Source organism: Pseudomonas capsici (genome assembly GCF_017165765.1).
Classification (GTDB): Bacteria; Pseudomonadota; Gammaproteobacteria; order Pseudomonadales; family Pseudomonadaceae; genus Aquipseudomonas; species Aquipseudomonas capsici.
This window is the reverse complement of the sequence record NZ_JAFGZD010000007.1, coordinates 171,740-188,022: the sequence shown is the minus strand read 5'-3', so window position 1 is coordinate 188,022 and position 16,283 is coordinate 171,740. Positions and strand designations below refer to the sequence as shown.

Sequence of the window (16,283 nt, the reverse complement as noted above, 5' to 3'; positions counted from 1 at the left end):
CTGGTTTTCAATTCCCGCCGACAGGATCAATTCATGAACGCCCGCGTTCACTACAACCAGCATGCCGCCTCTTACTACGCCGCCAGCAGCCATCCGCACACGGATTATCCTGCGCTGAAAGGCGAGCTGAAAGTGGATGTGTGCGTGGTCGGTGGTGGGTTCTCGGGGCTGAACACGGCCATTGAGCTAGCCGAGCGCGGTTTGAGCGTGGCCCTGCTGGAAGCCCGCAGAATCGGCTGGGGTGCCAGCGGACGCAATGGCGGGCAATTGATCCGTGGCGTCGGCCATGACCTTGAACAGTTCACATCCGTCATCGGCCATGACGGCGTGCGCCAGCTCAAGCTGATGGGGATCGAGGCCGTGGAAATCGTCCGCCAGCGGATCGAACGCCATGGCATCGACTGCGATCTGAAATGGGGTTATTGCGACGTGGCCAACAAGCCGCGTGATTTGGCCGGCTTCGCTGAAGAACTCGAAGAGTTGCGCAGCCTGGGTTATCGCCACAGCCTGCAACTGGTCCAGCCGGAGCAGATGCACAGCGTAGTGGGCTCGGATCGCTATGTCGGCGGCATGATCGACATGGGGTCCGGGCATCTGCATCCCTTGAATCTGGCGCTGGGCGAAGCTGCCGCCGCCCAGGCGCTCGGCGTCAGACTGTTCGAACATTCGAGCGTGGCGCGCATCGACTATGGCCCGCAGGTCAAGGTGCATACCGACTCGGGCTCGGTACAGGCCGGGACTCTGGTGCTGTGCTGCAACGCCTACATGAATGACCTGAACCCGGAACTGGGCGGCAAGGTGCTGCCCGCCGGCAGCTACATCATTGCGACAGAACCACTGAGCCCGGCACAGGCAGCCGAACTGATTCCCCGGGACATGGCGATCTGTGACCAGCGGGTAACAGTGGACTACTACCGGCTCTCGGCCGACCGACGCCTGCTGTTCGGTGGTGCCTGTCACTACTCGGGGCGCGATCCACAGGATATCGCGGCCTACATGCGGCCCAAGATGCTGGAGGTCTTCCCGCAACTGGCCAATGTGAAGATCGATTATCAATGGGGTGGAATGATCGGCATCGGTGCCAACCGCCTGCCGCAGATCGGCCAGCTCAAAGACAAGCCGAACGTGTTCTATGCCCAGGCCTATGCGGGCCATGGCCTCAATGCCACACACCTGGCAGGCAGGCTACTGGCAGAGGCCATCGCCGGTCAGCACAGCGATGGCTTCGAGTTGTTTGCCAGAGTCCCGCACATGACCTTCCCCGGCGGCAAGTACCTGCGCTCGCCGCTGCTGGCACTGGGGATGCTCTGGCATCGGCTCAAGGAACTGCGCTGACTCAAACCTTCCAGAAGGGCTTCATGGCTTCGGCCATGGCCTGCCCGGCATCGAGTCCGATGTCGCGAAGCTGATCGTCGGTCAGCTTCAGCAGTGCGTGACGGGTGGTCCAGCGATGACGATACAGCGCCCAGCGGCTCATGCAAGGTGGGGAGCTCGCACTGACCCTGGCCAGACTTTTCTCTTCCCGTTGCTGGCTGTGAAGCGCTAGACGCACATCGCTGAGCCCGTTCATTTTCAACCCTCCATCACGTTTTGGTGTGATGTCATGATGAATTGTCCCGGCAAACCATTACAGATTCAAAAACCATTATTTATTTACATACAGAAAAGCCATAATCGGCACTGAATGCTATATTTTTGCCCAATCTGTATTGCTTCTGCGCCCCACAACCTTCCAGAGTACGCCATGACGCTTTACGTCAACCTCGCCGAACTGCTTGGCTCACGCATTGAAAACGGCTTTTATCGTCCGGGAGACCGCTTACCGTCGGTTCGGGCGCTGAGCCTTGAGCACGGTGTCAGCCTGAGTACCGTACAACAGGCGTATCGGGTGCTGGAGGACAGCGGTCTGGCGGCTCCGAAACCCAAGTCCGGCTATTTCGTGCCCGCCAGCAGAAAGGCTCCGGCACTCCCGGCCGTTGGTCGCCCGGCACAACGACCGGTGGATATTTCCCAATGGGAACAGGTGCTGGACCTGATTCGGGTCTCACCTGCCAATGCGGTTACCCAGCTGGGACGCGGCATGCCGGATATCAGCAGCCCGACGCTCAAGCCACTGATGCGTTCGCTCAGCAAGTTGAGCCGTCATCAAAGCATGGCCAGTCTGTATTACGACAATATCTACGGAGCCCATACACTTCGCGAACAGATTGCGCGACTGCTCCTGGATTCAGGCTGCAACCTCACCGCCAACGACCTGATCATCACCACGGGCTGTCACGAAGCCTTGTCGGCGAGCATCCGCGCCATCTGCTCGCCGGGCGACATCGTGGCCGTGGACTCGCCCAGCTTCTTCGGCGCCATGCAGACCCTGAAGGGGCTGGGCATGAAGGCGCTTGAAATCCCCACCGACCCCATAACCGGGATCAGTCTCGAAGCCTTGGAACTGGCGTTGGAACAATGGCCCATCAAGGCCATACAACTGACGCCCAATTGCAACAATCCACTGGGCTACGTAATGCCCGAATCACGCAAACGCGCCTTGCTGACACTCGCGCAGCGCTTCGACGTGGCGATCATCGAAGACGATGTGTATGGCGACCTGGCCTTCAACTACCCTCGCCCGCGCACCATCAAGTCTTTCGATGAGGATGGTCGCGTCCTGCTGTGCAGTTCGTTTTCCAAGAGCCTCGCCCCCGGGTTACGCGTCGGCTGGGTTGCGCCGGGGCGTTATCTGGAACGTGTGCTGCACATGAAATACATCGGCACCGGCTCCACGGCCCCCCAACCGCAACTGGCGATTGCCGAATTTCTCCAGGGCGGCCACTACGAGCCGCATCTGCGACGCATGCGCACGCAATACCAGCGCAGTCGCGACCAGATGATCGATTGGGTGATGCGTTACTTCCCCGAAGGCACACGGGTCAGCCGTCCTCAGGGCGGCTTCATGCTGTGGGTGGAACTGGCGGAAGACTTCGACACACTGCGCCTCAATCGTGCCCTGCTGGAACACAATGTCCAGATCGCCGTGGGCAGCATTTTCTCGGCCTCCGGGAAATACCGGAACTGCCTGCGCATGAACTTCGCCCCCAAGCCGACACCGGAAATCGAGAGCGCCGTACGCCAGATCGGCCTGACCATTGCGAAAATGAGTGCACAAACCGACTGAAATCTGAAAATCTTTCCGCCATTTCAGGGTCATATCGCATGCGAAACCTGCCTGACGGACAAGAATTTGAATAAATCATGGGCCTTGCCCCTTTGCCTGCTGGTTGCGCTGAGCGTCAGTGGCTGCACTCACTTCAGCGTTCCCAACGAGCCAAGCCAGGCCCTGGCACCTTCAACGTCCGAGTTCGGGCGCTCGATCCAGGCCCTGGCAATGCCCCATGAAGGGCGCTCGGGATTCCGCCTGCTGCCCGAAAGCACCGATGCGTTCATGGCCCGTGCCGAGCTGATCCGCAATGCCAAAAGCAGCCTGGATCTGCAGTACTACATCGTGCATGACGGCCTGAGCACCCGAGCCCTGATCGATGAGCTGCTAAAGGCCGCAGATCGCGGAGTTCGTGTGCGGATCCTGCTGGATGACACCACCAGCGACGGCCTCGATCAGCCCATCGCCACCCTCGCCGCCCACCCGAATATCCAGATCCGTCTGTTCAATCCGCAGAACCTTGGTCGTGAAACCGGCGTGACCCGCAGTGTAGGGCGACTGATGAACCTCTCGCAGCAACACCGGCGCATGCACAACAAGTTGTGGCTGGCAGACAGCAGCGTGGCCATCGTCGGCGGGCGCAATCTGGGCGACGAGTATTTCGATGCCGAACCCAATATGAATTTCACCGATATCGACATGCTCAGTGTCGGGCCGGTCGCCGAGCAACTGGGACACAGCTTCGATCAGTACTGGAACAGCACACTGAGCAAACCCATCGATGCGTTCATGTACATCCTGCCCACTACCAAGGATCTGGCGAAGGCCCGCAAACGCCTGGCCAAATCGCTGGAAGAGGCCCATCAGCAGCACAAGGCCCTGTATGAGCGGCTGATGAGTTACAAGACCCGGCCCAGCCTGAACATCTGGCTCAACGAACTGGTCTGGGCCCATAACCAGGCCTTGTGGGACGCGCCGACCAAGGTCCTGGCACGCGGGGAGCCTGACCCGCATCTGCTGCTCACCACGCAACTGGCTCCCGAGCTGCTGAAGGCACATCAGGAATTGATGCTGATTTCGGCGTACTTCGTGCCGGGCGAGGCTGGCTTGCTGTACCTCACCAACCGTGCGGACGCCGGTGTGTCCGTGAGCCTGCTGACCAACTCACTGGAGGCCACCGATGTGCCTGCGGTACACGGTGGCTATGCGCCCTATCGCAAGGCGCTGCTGGAACATGACGTGAAACTCTTCGAACTGCGCCGCCAGCCCGGCGACACGGGAACCGGCGGCAGCGGCCCGAAACTGTTCAAGAAAAGCTCGTTCCTCACCAGTTCCGACTCAAGCCTGCACAGCAAGGCGATGATCTTCGACCGGCAGAAAATCTTTGTCGGCTCGTTCAATTTCGACCCGCGCTCGGTGCTGTGGAACACCGAAGTGGGCGTATTGGTCGATAGCCCGAAACTGGCCGAAGAGCTTCGCCAGCTGACCCTGCAAGGCATGGCCCCGAACCTGAGCTATGAAGTGAAACTGGAGAATGGCCAGGTGGTGTGGGTCACCGAAGACAACGGCCAGATGCATACCCTGCACAAGGAGCCGGGCGGCTGGTGGCGGCGCATGAACGCCTGGGTCAGCAAAGCCATTGGCCTGGAAAAGATGCTTTAAGCGACAACCGTTTGCTTGCCGCCAAAAGCATTGTTTCGCAACGACAGAACCACGAGCCCGAATGCCCCGGCGGCCATCATCAATGGCAGGGCATGTCCACTGACCCACTGGCTGCCGGCACCCGCCACCAACGGCCCGAGCAGGCAGCCGATTCCCCATAACTGGGCTACATGAGCATTGGCGCGCACCAGCGCATCATCGCGATAGCGCTCGCCAATCAGAATCAGCGACAGGGTGAACAGACCACCTGCACTGGCACCAAACAGCACCCACAGCGGCCAGATCAGCACAGTATCGATCAGTAGCGGGATCATCAGGCTGGAAGCCAGCAGAGCACCCGCACACCCCGAGAAAAGGGCGCGCCGCGAGACACGATCAGCCAGCAGGCCGATGGGTAACTGCAGCAGTGCATCACCGACCACCACGGTGCTGACCATCATCAAGGCGATTTCCGGCGTGAAGCCCTGGCGCAGACTGTAGACAGGCAAGAGCGTCAGGATCAGCGCCTCGAATGCGGCAAACAGTGAAACCGCCCAGGCAATGGCGGGCATGCCACGGCAGAAGCCAAGCAAATCCCGGAACGTCACCGAACAGGCCTCGGTATCTGGAGCGCCGCTGCGCCCGAGCAACAACAAGGGTGAACTGACCAGCAGTGCCACACCGATCCAGAAACCATAATCGGCCTGAGTACCGATCGCCCCCAGCAACAGCGGCCCGGCCAGTTGGCTCAAGGCATAGCTACTGCCATACAGCGCGACCAGACGGCCACGCAAACGCTCGATCACCAACTGGTTGATCCAGCTTTCACCCAGGATGAAAACGATGGTCAGGATAACGCCCAGCATCAGGCGCAAGACCAGCCAGACCCCGTAATAGGGCAACAGCGCCAGCAGCCCGACCGAGAACGCGCCAGCCCACAGACACAGACGCATCAGGTTCGCCGTGCCGAAGTGTGAGGCCAGCCGACTCGCCAGCCCGGCCCCGAGCAGCACACCGATGGCAGGCATCGCCGCCATGATCCCGATGGCAAACGTGCCATAGCCCCAGCTTTCCAGCCGCAATGACACCAGCGGCATGCTGACGCCCACCGCCAGGCCGACACTCAGAACCGAGGCCAGCACGGCGAAATATGTACCCCAACGCATTTCCCTGCTCCGACGGGTCAAGAAGTGTTCAATGACAACTGGCAAACCGGTCACTTGTGGAAGAGGCCGTGGCCGCGACGACCCGCTTGCAGGCAAGGCATTCTCAGCGCCTGAACTGGCTGTCGCGGCCAAGGCCCTCCTAGAGATCCAGGCTTACAAAACCGTGTTTACAGCTTGATCCAGGTCGATTTCAGCTCGGTGTATTTATCGAACGCATGCAGCGACTTGTCGCGACCGTTGCCCGACTGCTTGAAACCACCGAACGGAGCAGTCATGTCGCCACCGTCATACTGGTTGACCCACACGCTCCCGGCCCGCAATGCCTTGGCCGTCAGGTGCGCCTTGGACAGGTCCGCCGTCCATACCGCAGCAGCCAGACCATATTGCGTGTCGTTGGCGATCTGGATGGCTTCTTCGGCGCTGTCAAAGGTCAGGACGGAGAGTACCGGCCCGAAGATTTCTTCCTGGGCGATTTTCATGGCGTTGTTCACGCCATCGAAAATGGTCGGCTCGACATAAGTGCCGCCCGTTTCTTCCAGGATGCGCTTGCCGCCCGCAACCAGCTTGGCACCATCGGCGTGACCGGCCTCGATGTACGACAGCACCGTGTTCATCTGCTGGGTATCGACCAGCGCACCGACAGTCGTCGCCGGGTCCAGCGGATTACCTGGCTTCCAGGCCTTGAGAGCTTCGATCACCAGCGGCAGGAAGCGATCCTTGATGGAGCGCTCGACCAACAGTCGCGAACCGGCCGTGCAGACTTCGCCCTGGTTGAAGGCAATGGCGCTGGCTGCCGCTTCGGCTGCGGCCTGCAGATCCGGCGCGTCGGCAAACACGATATTCGGGCTCTTGCCGCCCGCCTCGAGCCAGACACGCTTCATGTTCGACTCGCCCGCGTAAACCATCAATTGCCTGGCGATTTTGGTCGAACCGGTGAAGACCACGGTATCCACATCCATATGCAGGGCCAGGGCCTTGCCCACGGTGTGACCATACCCTGGCAGGACGTTGAGCACGCCCGCCGGAATACCGGCTTCAATCGCCAGTTGCGCGATACGGATGGCAGTCAGTGGCGACTTTTCCGAGGGCTTGAGAATTACCGAGTTACCGGTGGACAGCGCAGGCCCCAGCTTCCAGCAGGCCATCAGCAGCGGGAAGTTCCACGGCACAATGGCGGCCACGACACCTACGGGCTCACGGGTTACCAGACCCAACTGGTCGTGGGGCGTAGCGGCAACTTCGTCGTACAGCTTGTCGATGGCCTCGCCACTCCAGCTCAGCGCCTGGGCCGCGCCGGGAATATCGATATTGAAGGAGTCGCTGATAGGCTTGCCCATGTCCAGGGTTTCAAGCAGGGCCAGTTCTTCGACGTGCTTTTTCAGCAGGCCCGCGAAACGGATCATCGTAGCCTTGCGCTTGGTCGGTGCCAGACGCGACCAGGCACCGGAATTGAATACACTGCGAGCACTGTCTACAGCGCGCTGGGCGTCGGCGGCATCGCAACTGGCGACTTTGGCCAGCAAGCGGCCATCAACCGGGCTCAGGCAATCAAAAGTGGCGTCTGAAGCGGCGGCGGTATATTCGCCATGGATGAAGGCGCGGCCTTCTATCTTCAAATCCTGGGCACGTTTTTCCCAGTCAGCATGAGTCAGAGTGGTCATACGCATGTCCTCCTTTTGATGGTATTGGCGCGGCTGTTGAACATCAAGGACTCGATCCAGAGTCTGCGAGTTCAGCCCGAAGCATCCGCCACCCTAAACCAGAGGCTTTGTAATTCCAATATATTTGACATAAATAGCCATTTTCAGGCTCATATGTTGATTTTATTAAACGATGTTTTTTAACGGCACGGCACTTATCCGGGCTGCCAGCTATCCAAACACCATCACTTTTCAACGCCAGGTGAACACATGAGCATCGAGAGCATTGTCGATTTCAGCGAAGCCGGTACGACAGCGGAGCACTATCGCCCCCCAGCCGAAAAACTCTTCAAGGGTGATCCGCAACAGACGATCTACAACCATTACAACAGCCCGTGTGGGCAAATGAATGCTGGCGTCTGGGAAGGCACGCCGGGGCAATGGCGGGTCAACTACACCGAACATGAATACTGCGAGATCGTGCAGGGTGTTTCAGTGCTGCGTGATGAGGCAGGCCGCGCCAAGACCTTGCGGGCCGGCGACCGGTTCGTGATTCCGGCAGGCTTCAAGGGGACCTGGGAGGTCCTGGAAACATGCCGCAAGATTTATGTGGTTTTCGAAGAAAAAGATATAAATAAGTAACGCGTGGGACGCTATCGGATTCGAGATTCTAGGGGCGTCCAATCCGGACATTATTCATAAAGGACTATGAAAATGACTAACGAACAAATTACCCAGGCACTTCAATATCTGATCGGCACCCGCTATGTACCGAGCGTCAAACCCTACATCAGCGAACTGACCGGCCGCACTCGCGTGCTTGGCGCAGGCGACGTCAGCACCAAGGAATTCGATCTGAATCGCGTGCATGTCGGTACCGATGACGCGGGCCTGATTTCGGGCTTCACCTTTGGCTAAACGCCAGGCGAGTGCCTGACCTGCCTTGTGCCAAGGCACTACTGTCGAGCCAAAAGCGCCTGGTGCAATGCACCGGGCGTTTTGCGTTTCAGCGGTTTGCAAGAAGCGCGATCATACAAAGCAAAAAACCACAGGCACAAAAAAGCCCGCATCGCTGCGGGCTTTTTCGCAAGAAGAAAAATCAATTACTTGATTTTGCCTTCTTTGTAGATCACGTGCTTGCGTACAACCGGATCGAATTTTTTGATTTCGATTTTGTCCGGAGTCGTGCGCTTGTTCTTGTCAGTAGTGTAGAAGTGACCAGTACCGGCGCTCGAGATCAAACGAATCAATTCACGCATGATTATCTCCTTAGATTTTGCCGTCGCGGCGCAGATCGGCAAGCACAGCTTCGATGCCACGCTTGTCGATGATACGCATGCCTTTGGCAGATACGCGCAGACGAACAAAACGCTTCTCGCCTTCAACCCAGAAGCGATGATGCTGCAGGTTTGGCAGGAAACGACGACGGGTTTTGTTGTTTGCGTGGGAAATGTTATTCCCGGTTACTGGACCCTTACCAGTAACTTGACAGACTCTCGACATGCCTCAGCCCTCTAAAACCACATGCCCAACCCGGCATGGGTTGGCCGCTTAATCTCTCAGTCATTTGGCGCCAGGCGCCGCGTTTCTTTAAGGGTCTTACCGGCTACACCTACAGTGAAGGAACCGGGCCCCTAGAAAAGAGCGCTGCTTTATACCAGAAAGCCTTTGATGCAACAACAAGCAATCCACTTTAAGCCTCAGGAATCTTCACTCTCCGGCCACGCGCTCAAGCTATCACGGGCACACTGGCAAATTGACCGCTCGTCGCGCCATGGCGATTGTTCTGGGCAGGCACATGGTCTAGTGTGGCGAATCAAGCCTCTCACCAGACTGCGCCGGCAGATGGACACTTTCTGAACTGACAGGAATTTCGCCATGCGTCTTGCTGCAATACCCTTCTTACTGGCCCCACTATTATTCCCGGCCATTTCCCAGGCATCGAACCTGGTGGTCTGTACCGAAGCCAGCCCCGAAGGTTTCGATGTGGTGCAATACAACTCACTGACAACCACCAATGCCTCGGCCGACGTGCTGATGAACCGCCTGGTGGATTTCGATGCCGGGAGCGGCAAACTGGTCCCAAGCCTGGCCCGGGAATGGACCGTCTCCAGCGACGGCCTGACCTATGATTTCAAATTGCGCTCAGGCGTTAAATTTCACACCACGCCTTATTTCACGCCGACTCGCGAATTCAACGCCGAGGACGTGGTGTTCAGCTTCAAGCGCATGCTCGACCCACAGAACCCCTGGCACAAGATTGCCCAGAGCGGCTTCCCGCACGCGCAGTCCATGCAGTTGCCGGCCCTTATCAAGACCATCGAAGCGCCGGACGAGCACACCGTGCGCTTTGTCCTGAATCATGCAGACTCGACCTTCCTGGCGACCCTGAGCATGGGATTCGCCTCGATCTACTCGGCGGAATACACCGCCCAGTTGCTGAAAGCCGGTACTCCGGAAAAGCTCAACAGCCAACCCATCGGCACCGGGCCATTTGTCTTCAAGCGCTTCCAGAAAGATGCCGTGGTGCGCTACGAAGCCAACGAGGACTACTTCGCCGGCAAACCCGGAAGCGACACACTGATTTACGCCATCACGCCGGACGCCAATGTGCGCCTGCAGAAGATCCGCCGGGACGAATGCCAGATCGCCCTTTCGCCCAAGCCGCTGGATATTCAGGAAGCCAGCAAGGACCCGGCGCTCAAGGTGGAAAAGAACGAAGCCTTCATGACTGCGTTCGTGGCAATCAACAGCCAGCATCCACCGTTCGACAAACCGCAAGTGCGTCAGGCGGTAAACCTGGCCTTCGACAAGGCCAACTACCTGAAGGCCGTGTTTGAAGACACCGCAGAAATCGCCAACGGCCCTTACCCGCCCAATACCTGGAGTTACGCCAGGGACCTGCCGGGTTACCCGCACAATGTCGCCAAGGCCAAGGCACTGCTGGCCGAGGCCGGGCTGAAGGATGGTTTCAAGACCACCATCTGGACTCGTCCTTCCAGCAGCCTGTTGAACCCCAACCCGAGCCTGGGCGCACAATTGCTGCAGTCGGACCTGAAGCAGATCGGCATCGACGCCGAGATCAAGGTCATCGAATGGGGCGAACTGATCCGCCGTGCCAAGGCTGGCGAGCATGACTTGCTGTTCATGGGCTGGGCAGGCGACAACGGCGACCCGGATAACTTCCTCACGCCACAATTCTCCTGTGCTGCCGTGCAATCGGGCACCAACTTTGCCCGCTACTGCGACAAGGCCCTGGACAAGCTGATCAGCGACGGCAAATCCACCAGCGATCAGGCACAGCGCAGCAAGCTTTATCAACAGGCACAGGCGCAGATCCAGCAGCAGGCCCTCTGGTTGCCACTGGCTCACCCGACCGCCGCCACCCTGACCCGCAAGGACGTGACCGGCTATGAAGTCAGCCCGTTCGGACGCCAGGACTTCTACAAGGTGAAAGTGAAGTAAGCGGATCACAGTCCGTTGGAGGGGGCTTGGCCGCGACAGCCAATGTGAAGGCGCTGAAAATGCGGTGCCTTCAAGCGGGTCGTCGCGGCCAAGGCCCCTCCCACCGTGATAAAACCCTACACCAGCCCCAGTTCCACCATCGACAACGGCTCTGCGTCGCCGATGATCACATGATCCAGCACCCGCACATCGATCAGCGCCAGCGCCTGTTTCAGGCGCTTGGTCAGCTCGATGTCGGAATGGCTGGGGTCGGTAACGCCTGAAGGGTGGTTATGGCACAGGATCAGGCTGGCGGCATTGTGGACCATGGCACGTTTGACGACCTGTCGAGGGTGCACATACGCCGCATTGATAGTCCCGTGAAACAGGATCTCGAACGTCAGGACACGATTCTTGCTGTCGAGAAACAGGCAGCCGAACACTTCATGCGGCTCCTGGCGAAGGATGGCCTTGAGATACCTGCGCACTTGCATAGGACTTTCGAGGATCGAATCGCGACGCAATGTTTCGGCCATGTGCCGACGCGACATCTCCATCACCGCCTGCAACTGGGCAAATTTCGCCGGCCCAAGCCCCAGATGCGAGCTGAATCTGCTCAGATCGCTCTCCAGCAATGCCCTGAGGCTGCCAAATTGATTCAACAGGTAACGCGCCAGGTCTACAGCGCTTTTTCCGGCTACGCCGGTCCGTAAAAAGATGGCCAACAACTCGGCGTCCGAGAGGCTTTGCGCCCCCGACTCCAGCAAACGCTCACGCGGGCGTTCGGACGCAGGCCAATTGCGAATACTCATAGCACCTCCATGTGTGTGGCGCCGCTGTTCCGGTGCGGTCGCTGTGCTATCTTAGCCCATCTTTTTTGCGCGGCGACCTGGCCTGGGGAGGCGTCATCGCCGTCGCGGACTCACTCGACCAAAAAGGCAGGTCTATGCAGCGGCTGTATCGAAAACGCATCGTTCTGGGCGTCGGCGGCGGCATCGCGGCCTACAAGAGCGCCGAACTGGTTCGCCGGTTGCGCGATCACGGCGCAGAAGTGCGTGTCGTCATGACCAAGGGTGGTGCCGAGTTCATCACCCCTCTGACCATGCAGGCCCTTTCCGGCCACCCCGTACACATGGACCTGCTGGACCCCGCTGCCGAAGCCGCGATGGGTCATATCGAGCTGGCCAAGTGGGCGGATCTGATCCTCGTCGCCCCGGCCACCGCCGACCTGATCGCTCGTCTGTCGCAAGGCATTGCCAATGACCTGCTGACCACCATCGTGCTGGCCACCGACGCAACGGTCGCCATTGCTCCGGCCATGAACCAGGCCATGTGGCGCGACGAGTCGGTGCAGGCCAATACCCGCCTGCTCGAAGATCGCGGCTTTCGCGTCTTCGGCCCGGCATCAGGTAGCCAGGCCTGTGGCGACGTGGGTTTCGGGCGCATGCTCGAAGCGAACGACCTGGCCCAGTGCGCAGCGGACTGTTTCCAGCGCCTGACCCTGACCGGCAAACACGTGCTGATCACCGCAGGTCCGACCCAGGAAAACATCGACCCGGTGCGCTATATCACCAACCACAGCTCCGGCAAGATGGGCTTTGCCCTGGCCGAAGCCGCCGTGGAAGCGGGAGCCCGTGTCACGCTGATTACCGGCCCGGTCAACCTGCAGACGCCGGATCGCGTCTCGCGCATCGACGTGGTCAGTGCCCGCGACATGCTGGCCGCCTGTGAGGCCGCGATTCCCTGCGATCTGTTCATCGCCTCCGCAGCCGTGGCCGACTACCGCCCGGAAGTCATCGCGCCACACAAACTCAAGAAAGATCCTGCAAGCGGCGACGGCCTGCTGCTCCAGATGGTCCGTAACCCGGACATTCTGGCCACCATCGCCACCCGCCCGGATCGCCCTTTCAGTGTCGGCTTCGCCGCCGAGACCGAACATCTGCTCGACTATGCTGCACGCAAACTCAAGGACAAGAACCTCGACCTGATCGTCGCCAACGATGTGGCCAACCCCAGCATCGGCTTCAACAGCGAGGAAAACGCCTGCAGCGTGATCGACCGGGCGTTGCACGCAACGCTTTTCGCCCAGACCAGCAAGGCCAAGATTGCCCGCCAGCTGATCACCTTTATCGCAGAACGCATGAATCAGGTTTAACTACGAATGCACGCTCTACAAGCAAAGATCCTCGACCCTCGCATCGGCAACGAATTCCCGCTCCCGGCCTACGCCACAGAAGGCTCGGCCGGCCTGGACCTGCGCGCCATGCTCAAGGAAGACACCGTCCTCGAACCGGGCCAGACATTGCTGATCCCTACCGGCCTGTCGATCTACATCGGTGATCCGGGCCTGGCAGCCATGATCCTGCCGCGCTCTGGCCTGGGCCACAAACACGGTATCGTGCTGGGCAATCTGGTCGGCCTGATCGACTCCGATTACCAGGGCGAACTGATGGTCTCCTGCTGGAACCGCGGGCAGACGGCATTCAAGATATCCATCGGCGAACGCATCGCCCAACTGGTGCTGGTGCCGGTGGTTCAGGCCCGCTTCGAGCTGGTCGAAGCGTTCGATGAAAGCCAGCGTGGCGCTGGTGGTTTCGGTCACTCCGGCAGCCACTGATCGCTCGCTGTTCAGGAAGATCATCCCGTTTCAGGACGAATCGCAGGAGAGGTCGGGTGAAAGGCAGTCAAAACGTGTCAAAGCAATCGATAACCGCCGCCAACCCGCTTCCGGCTGCCAGCCTGCAAGGCCTGCTTCCCGGCCTCATCCCTGCCCTCGTCGGCCTGCTGTGCGCAACGGTGCTGGTCTGGCTGGCGCTGTCGAACAGCCCTCAGCAACAGAGCGCCCTGGCCTGGGGAAGCAGCCAGGCCTCGGCCGTCGATCAGGCCCTGCGGCAGATGAGCGCCGACACCCAGGCCGCAGCATCCGGCCCCGCACTCGTACAAGCCTTGCAGAACAAGGACTCCGTAGCACTGGCGACGCTGCAACGGCAACTCAGGTGGGACGGCCTGATCGGCGCTCGAATCGACCCCAAGGGCCTGAATGACGTCGATCCGCAAGGCTCGCTGCCGGTGAGCTTTGCGACTCTGGACATGCTCAACGACGCCGCCCAGGGCCAGGCCGCACCGCCCGAAGCCCGCAAGCTTGGCGAACGCTGGGTGATCTATAGCGCAGCACCGGTACGGGCCGATCCGACCCAGCCGATCCTTGGCACCCTGCTGCTGGCGTTCGATCCGCAACGGCTGATCAACGCATTGCCCGCCATGCCTGCCGAAGCCGGCAAAGTCGTCCTGAGCCAGCAATTCGGCACCGGTCAGGCACAGATCTTCCTGCAACGCGGGGATGCCGGCGGCGGCAAGACAACCCGTTTCGATACCGGCCATGCCAACTGGAAACTCGAGTTCACCCCTGGTTCATCACTGAATGCTTCACCTTCCCTGCTGCTCCTGCTACTGGCGGCGATCATTGCTCTGACTGGCGCATTACTGGGTCTGCACTTTAATGAAAGGGCTCTGCAACGGCGTATTGGCGAGGATGCCCGGCAACTGAATCAGCTGCTTCAAGAACTCTCTGACGGAAAAGCCGTCAAACCCTTCGGTTTGAGCCTTGAAGCACTTAACAGCCTAGCTCAGGCCCTTGCCCGTTTTTCGCCTCGCGGCCAGCAACAGCCGGTCGTGAGCGAGGAAGCGGACACCGCAAACAGTGCGAGAAACACGGCACCTGATACCCAATGGACAGATCCGCTGTTTCAAGATACCGATATTCTTGATATCGACCTTCTCGACGAAAACCAGGACTTCCTGAGATCGGAGCATCCCCCAGTTATGAGCAGTCAAGAATCCGCGGCACCTACACTTCCCGACAGCATCTTCCGCGCCTATGACATTCGCGGCGTGGTCGGGGATACCCTCAATGCTGAAACGGCTTACTGGATCGGCCGCGCCATCGGCTCTGAAAGCCTGGCCCAGAACGAACCGAACGTCAGCGTTGGGCGCGACGGACGTCTTTCAGGTCCTGAACTGGTGCAACAACTGATTCAAGGCCTGCACGACAGCGGCTGCCATGTCAGCGATGTAGGTCTGGTACCGACCCCTGCGCTTTACTATGCAGCCAACGTGCTGGCCGGCAAGACCGGCGTCATGCTGACCGGTAGCCACAACCCCAAGGACTACAACGGTTTCAAGATCGTCATCGCCGGCGATACCCTGGCCAACGAGCAGATCCAGGCGCTGCACGACCGCATCAAGACCAACAATCTGACCTTCCAGAAAGGCAGCATCACCAAGGTCGACATCCTTGATCGCTACTTCCAGCAGATCAAGAACGACATCGTGATGGCCCGCAAGCTGAAAGTCGTGGTCGACTGCGGCAACGGTGCAGCCGGTGTCATCGCCCCGCAACTGATCGAAGCCCTGGGTTGTGAAGTGATTTCTCTGTTTGCGGAAGTCGACGGCAACTTCCCCAACCACCACCCTGATCCGGGCAAGCTGGAAAACCTCGAAGACCTGATCGCCAAGGTCAAGGAGACCGGTGCAGACCTGGGTCTGGCCTTCGACGGCGACGGCGACCGCGTGGGCGTGGTGACCAACAAGGGTAATGTGGTCTATCCCGACCGCCTGCTGATGCTGTTCGCCCTGGACGTGCTGAAACGCAATCCAGGCGCCGACATCATTTTCGATGTCAAATGCACCCGCCGCCTGACCCCGCTGATCAGCGAACACGGCGGTCGTCCGGTCATGTGGAAAACCGGCCACTCCCTGATCAAGAAAGAAATGAAAAAGAGCGGCGCGCTGCTGGCTGGCGAGATGAGCGGCCATATCTTCTTCAAGGAGCGCTGGTTCGGTTTCGACGACGGTATCTACAGCGCTGCGCGCCTGCTGGAAATCCTCAGCCAGGAATCCCGGAGCGCCGAAGACCTGTTCGAGACCTTCCCGAACGATATTTCGACGCCTGAGATCAACATTAAGGTGACCGATGTCACCAAGTTCAGCATCATTGAGGCCCTTGAGAAAGACGCCCAGTGGGGCGACGCTAAACTGACCAGCATCGACGGTGTGCGCGTGGACTATCCGAACGGCTGGGGCCTGGTGCGTGCTTCCAACACTACGCCAGTACTGGTGTTGCGCTTCGAAGCCGAAACCGAAGCCGAGCTGCAGCGTATCAAGGATGTTTTCCACACCGAGATTAAGAAAGTTGCACCGGATCTCAAACTTCCGTTCTGATTGCCTTACCTTTTGACAGGAGCC

Annotated in this window: 15 protein-coding genes; 9 read left to right on the top strand and 6 right to left on the bottom strand. The window is 59.4% G+C overall.

Annotated elements, in window-relative coordinates; genetic code table 11:
• Positions 1-33: 33 nt before the first annotated feature.
• On the top strand, positions 34-1,335 hold the full coding sequence (locus tag JSY17_RS12235; protein WP_206401815.1) for an NAD(P)/FAD-dependent oxidoreductase: 1,302 nt from the start codon (positions 34-36) through the stop codon (positions 1,333-1,335).
• 1 nt (position 1,336) lies between these two features.
• On the opposite strand, the gene JSY17_RS12230 is transcribed toward JSY17_RS12235, so the two are convergent.
• Positions 1,337-1,570, bottom strand: a complete 234-nt coding sequence (locus tag JSY17_RS12230; protein WP_200977013.1) for a DUF1127 domain-containing protein — start codon at positions 1,568-1,570, stop codon at positions 1,337-1,339.
• 174 nt (positions 1,571-1,744) lie between these two features.
• On the opposite strand from JSY17_RS12230, the gene JSY17_RS12225 reads away from it, so the two are divergent.
• Both JSY17_RS12225 and JSY17_RS12220 read left to right on the top strand, forming a co-directional pair.
• A complete protein-coding gene (locus JSY17_RS12225) occupies positions 1,745-3,166 on the top strand; it encodes an aminotransferase-like domain-containing protein (protein ID WP_117180502.1) in 1,422 nt (473 codons plus the stop codon).
• A 66-nt stretch (positions 3,167-3,232) separates the two neighbouring features.
• A complete protein-coding gene (locus JSY17_RS12220) occupies positions 3,233-4,810 on the top strand; it encodes a phospholipase D family protein (protein WP_206401814.1) in 1,578 nt (525 codons plus the stop codon).
• Here the strand turns inward: JSY17_RS12220 and JSY17_RS12215 are convergent.
• Together JSY17_RS12215 and JSY17_RS12210 are read right to left on the bottom strand one after the other, a co-directional pair.
• A complete protein-coding gene (locus JSY17_RS12215; RefSeq protein WP_117180504.1) occupies positions 4,807-5,955 on the bottom strand; it encodes an MFS transporter in 1,149 nt (382 codons plus the stop codon). The two genes, JSY17_RS12220 and JSY17_RS12215, sit on opposite strands and share 4 nt — an antisense overlap.
• Before the next feature lie 167 nt (positions 5,956-6,122).
• A complete protein-coding gene (locus tag JSY17_RS12210) occupies positions 6,123-7,616 on the bottom strand; it encodes an aldehyde dehydrogenase (RefSeq protein WP_122372048.1) in 1,494 nt (497 codons plus the stop codon).
• A 249-nt stretch (positions 7,617-7,865) separates the two neighbouring features.
• Between JSY17_RS12210 and JSY17_RS12205 the strand changes: the two genes are divergently transcribed.
• Positions 7,866-8,237 (top strand): cupin domain-containing protein, encoded by a 372-nt coding sequence (locus tag JSY17_RS12205; RefSeq protein ID WP_206401813.1) that lies wholly within the window; start codon positions 7,866-7,868, stop codon positions 8,235-8,237.
• Positions 8,238-8,309: 72 nt separating this feature from the next.
• Positions 8,310-8,513: an I78 family peptidase inhibitor gene (locus JSY17_RS12200; RefSeq protein WP_117180505.1), complete on the top strand. Its 204-nt coding sequence runs from the start codon at positions 8,310-8,312 to the stop codon at positions 8,511-8,513.
• Positions 8,514-8,698: 185 nt separating this feature from the next.
• Here JSY17_RS12200 and rpmG read toward each other — a convergent pair whose 3' ends face one another.
• Together rpmG and rpmB are read right to left on the bottom strand one after the other, a co-directional pair.
• Entirely contained in the window at positions 8,699-8,854 is a 156-nt protein-coding gene (rpmG, locus tag JSY17_RS12195) for a 50S ribosomal protein L33 (RefSeq protein WP_007894709.1), read from the bottom strand.
• A 10-nt stretch (positions 8,855-8,864) separates the two neighbouring features.
• Positions 8,865-9,098, bottom strand: a complete 234-nt coding sequence (gene rpmB, locus JSY17_RS12190; RefSeq protein WP_025257921.1) for a 50S ribosomal protein L28 — start codon at positions 9,096-9,098, stop codon at positions 8,865-8,867.
• Between the two features lie 375 nt (positions 9,099-9,473).
• Between rpmB and JSY17_RS12185 the strand changes: the two genes are divergently transcribed.
• Positions 9,474-11,060, top strand: coding sequence for an ABC transporter substrate-binding protein (locus JSY17_RS12185; RefSeq protein ID WP_117180506.1), 1,587 nt, complete (start codon positions 9,474-9,476; stop codon positions 11,058-11,060).
• 116 nt (positions 11,061-11,176) lie between these two features.
• Here JSY17_RS12185 and radC read toward each other — a convergent pair whose 3' ends face one another.
• Positions 11,177-11,851, bottom strand: coding sequence for a RadC family protein (gene radC / locus JSY17_RS12180; RefSeq protein WP_117180507.1), 675 nt, complete (start codon positions 11,849-11,851; stop codon positions 11,177-11,179).
• Positions 11,852-11,985: 134 nt separating this feature from the next.
• Here radC and coaBC point away from each other — a divergent pair, with 134 nt between their 5' ends.
• The 3 genes from coaBC to JSY17_RS25910 are packed head-to-tail and all read left to right on the top strand — an operon-like array spanning position 11,986 to position 16,259.
• Positions 11,986-13,194, top strand: coding sequence for a bifunctional phosphopantothenoylcysteine decarboxylase/phosphopantothenate--cysteine ligase CoaBC (gene coaBC / locus JSY17_RS12175; RefSeq protein ID WP_117163802.1), 1,209 nt, complete (start codon positions 11,986-11,988; stop codon positions 13,192-13,194).
• A gap of 6 nt (positions 13,195-13,200) precedes the next feature.
• The gene (gene dut / locus JSY17_RS12170; protein ID WP_117180508.1) at positions 13,201-13,656 is read left to right on the top strand and encodes a dUTP diphosphatase; all 456 of its coding nucleotides are present in this window, start codon (positions 13,201-13,203) and stop codon (positions 13,654-13,656) included.
• Positions 13,657-13,712: 56 nt separating this feature from the next.
• Complete coding sequence (locus tag JSY17_RS25910) at positions 13,713-16,259, top strand: phosphomannomutase/phosphoglucomutase (RefSeq protein ID WP_332875320.1); 2,547 nt, start codon at positions 13,713-13,715, stop codon at positions 16,257-16,259.
• Positions 16,260-16,283 lie beyond the last annotated feature (24 nt).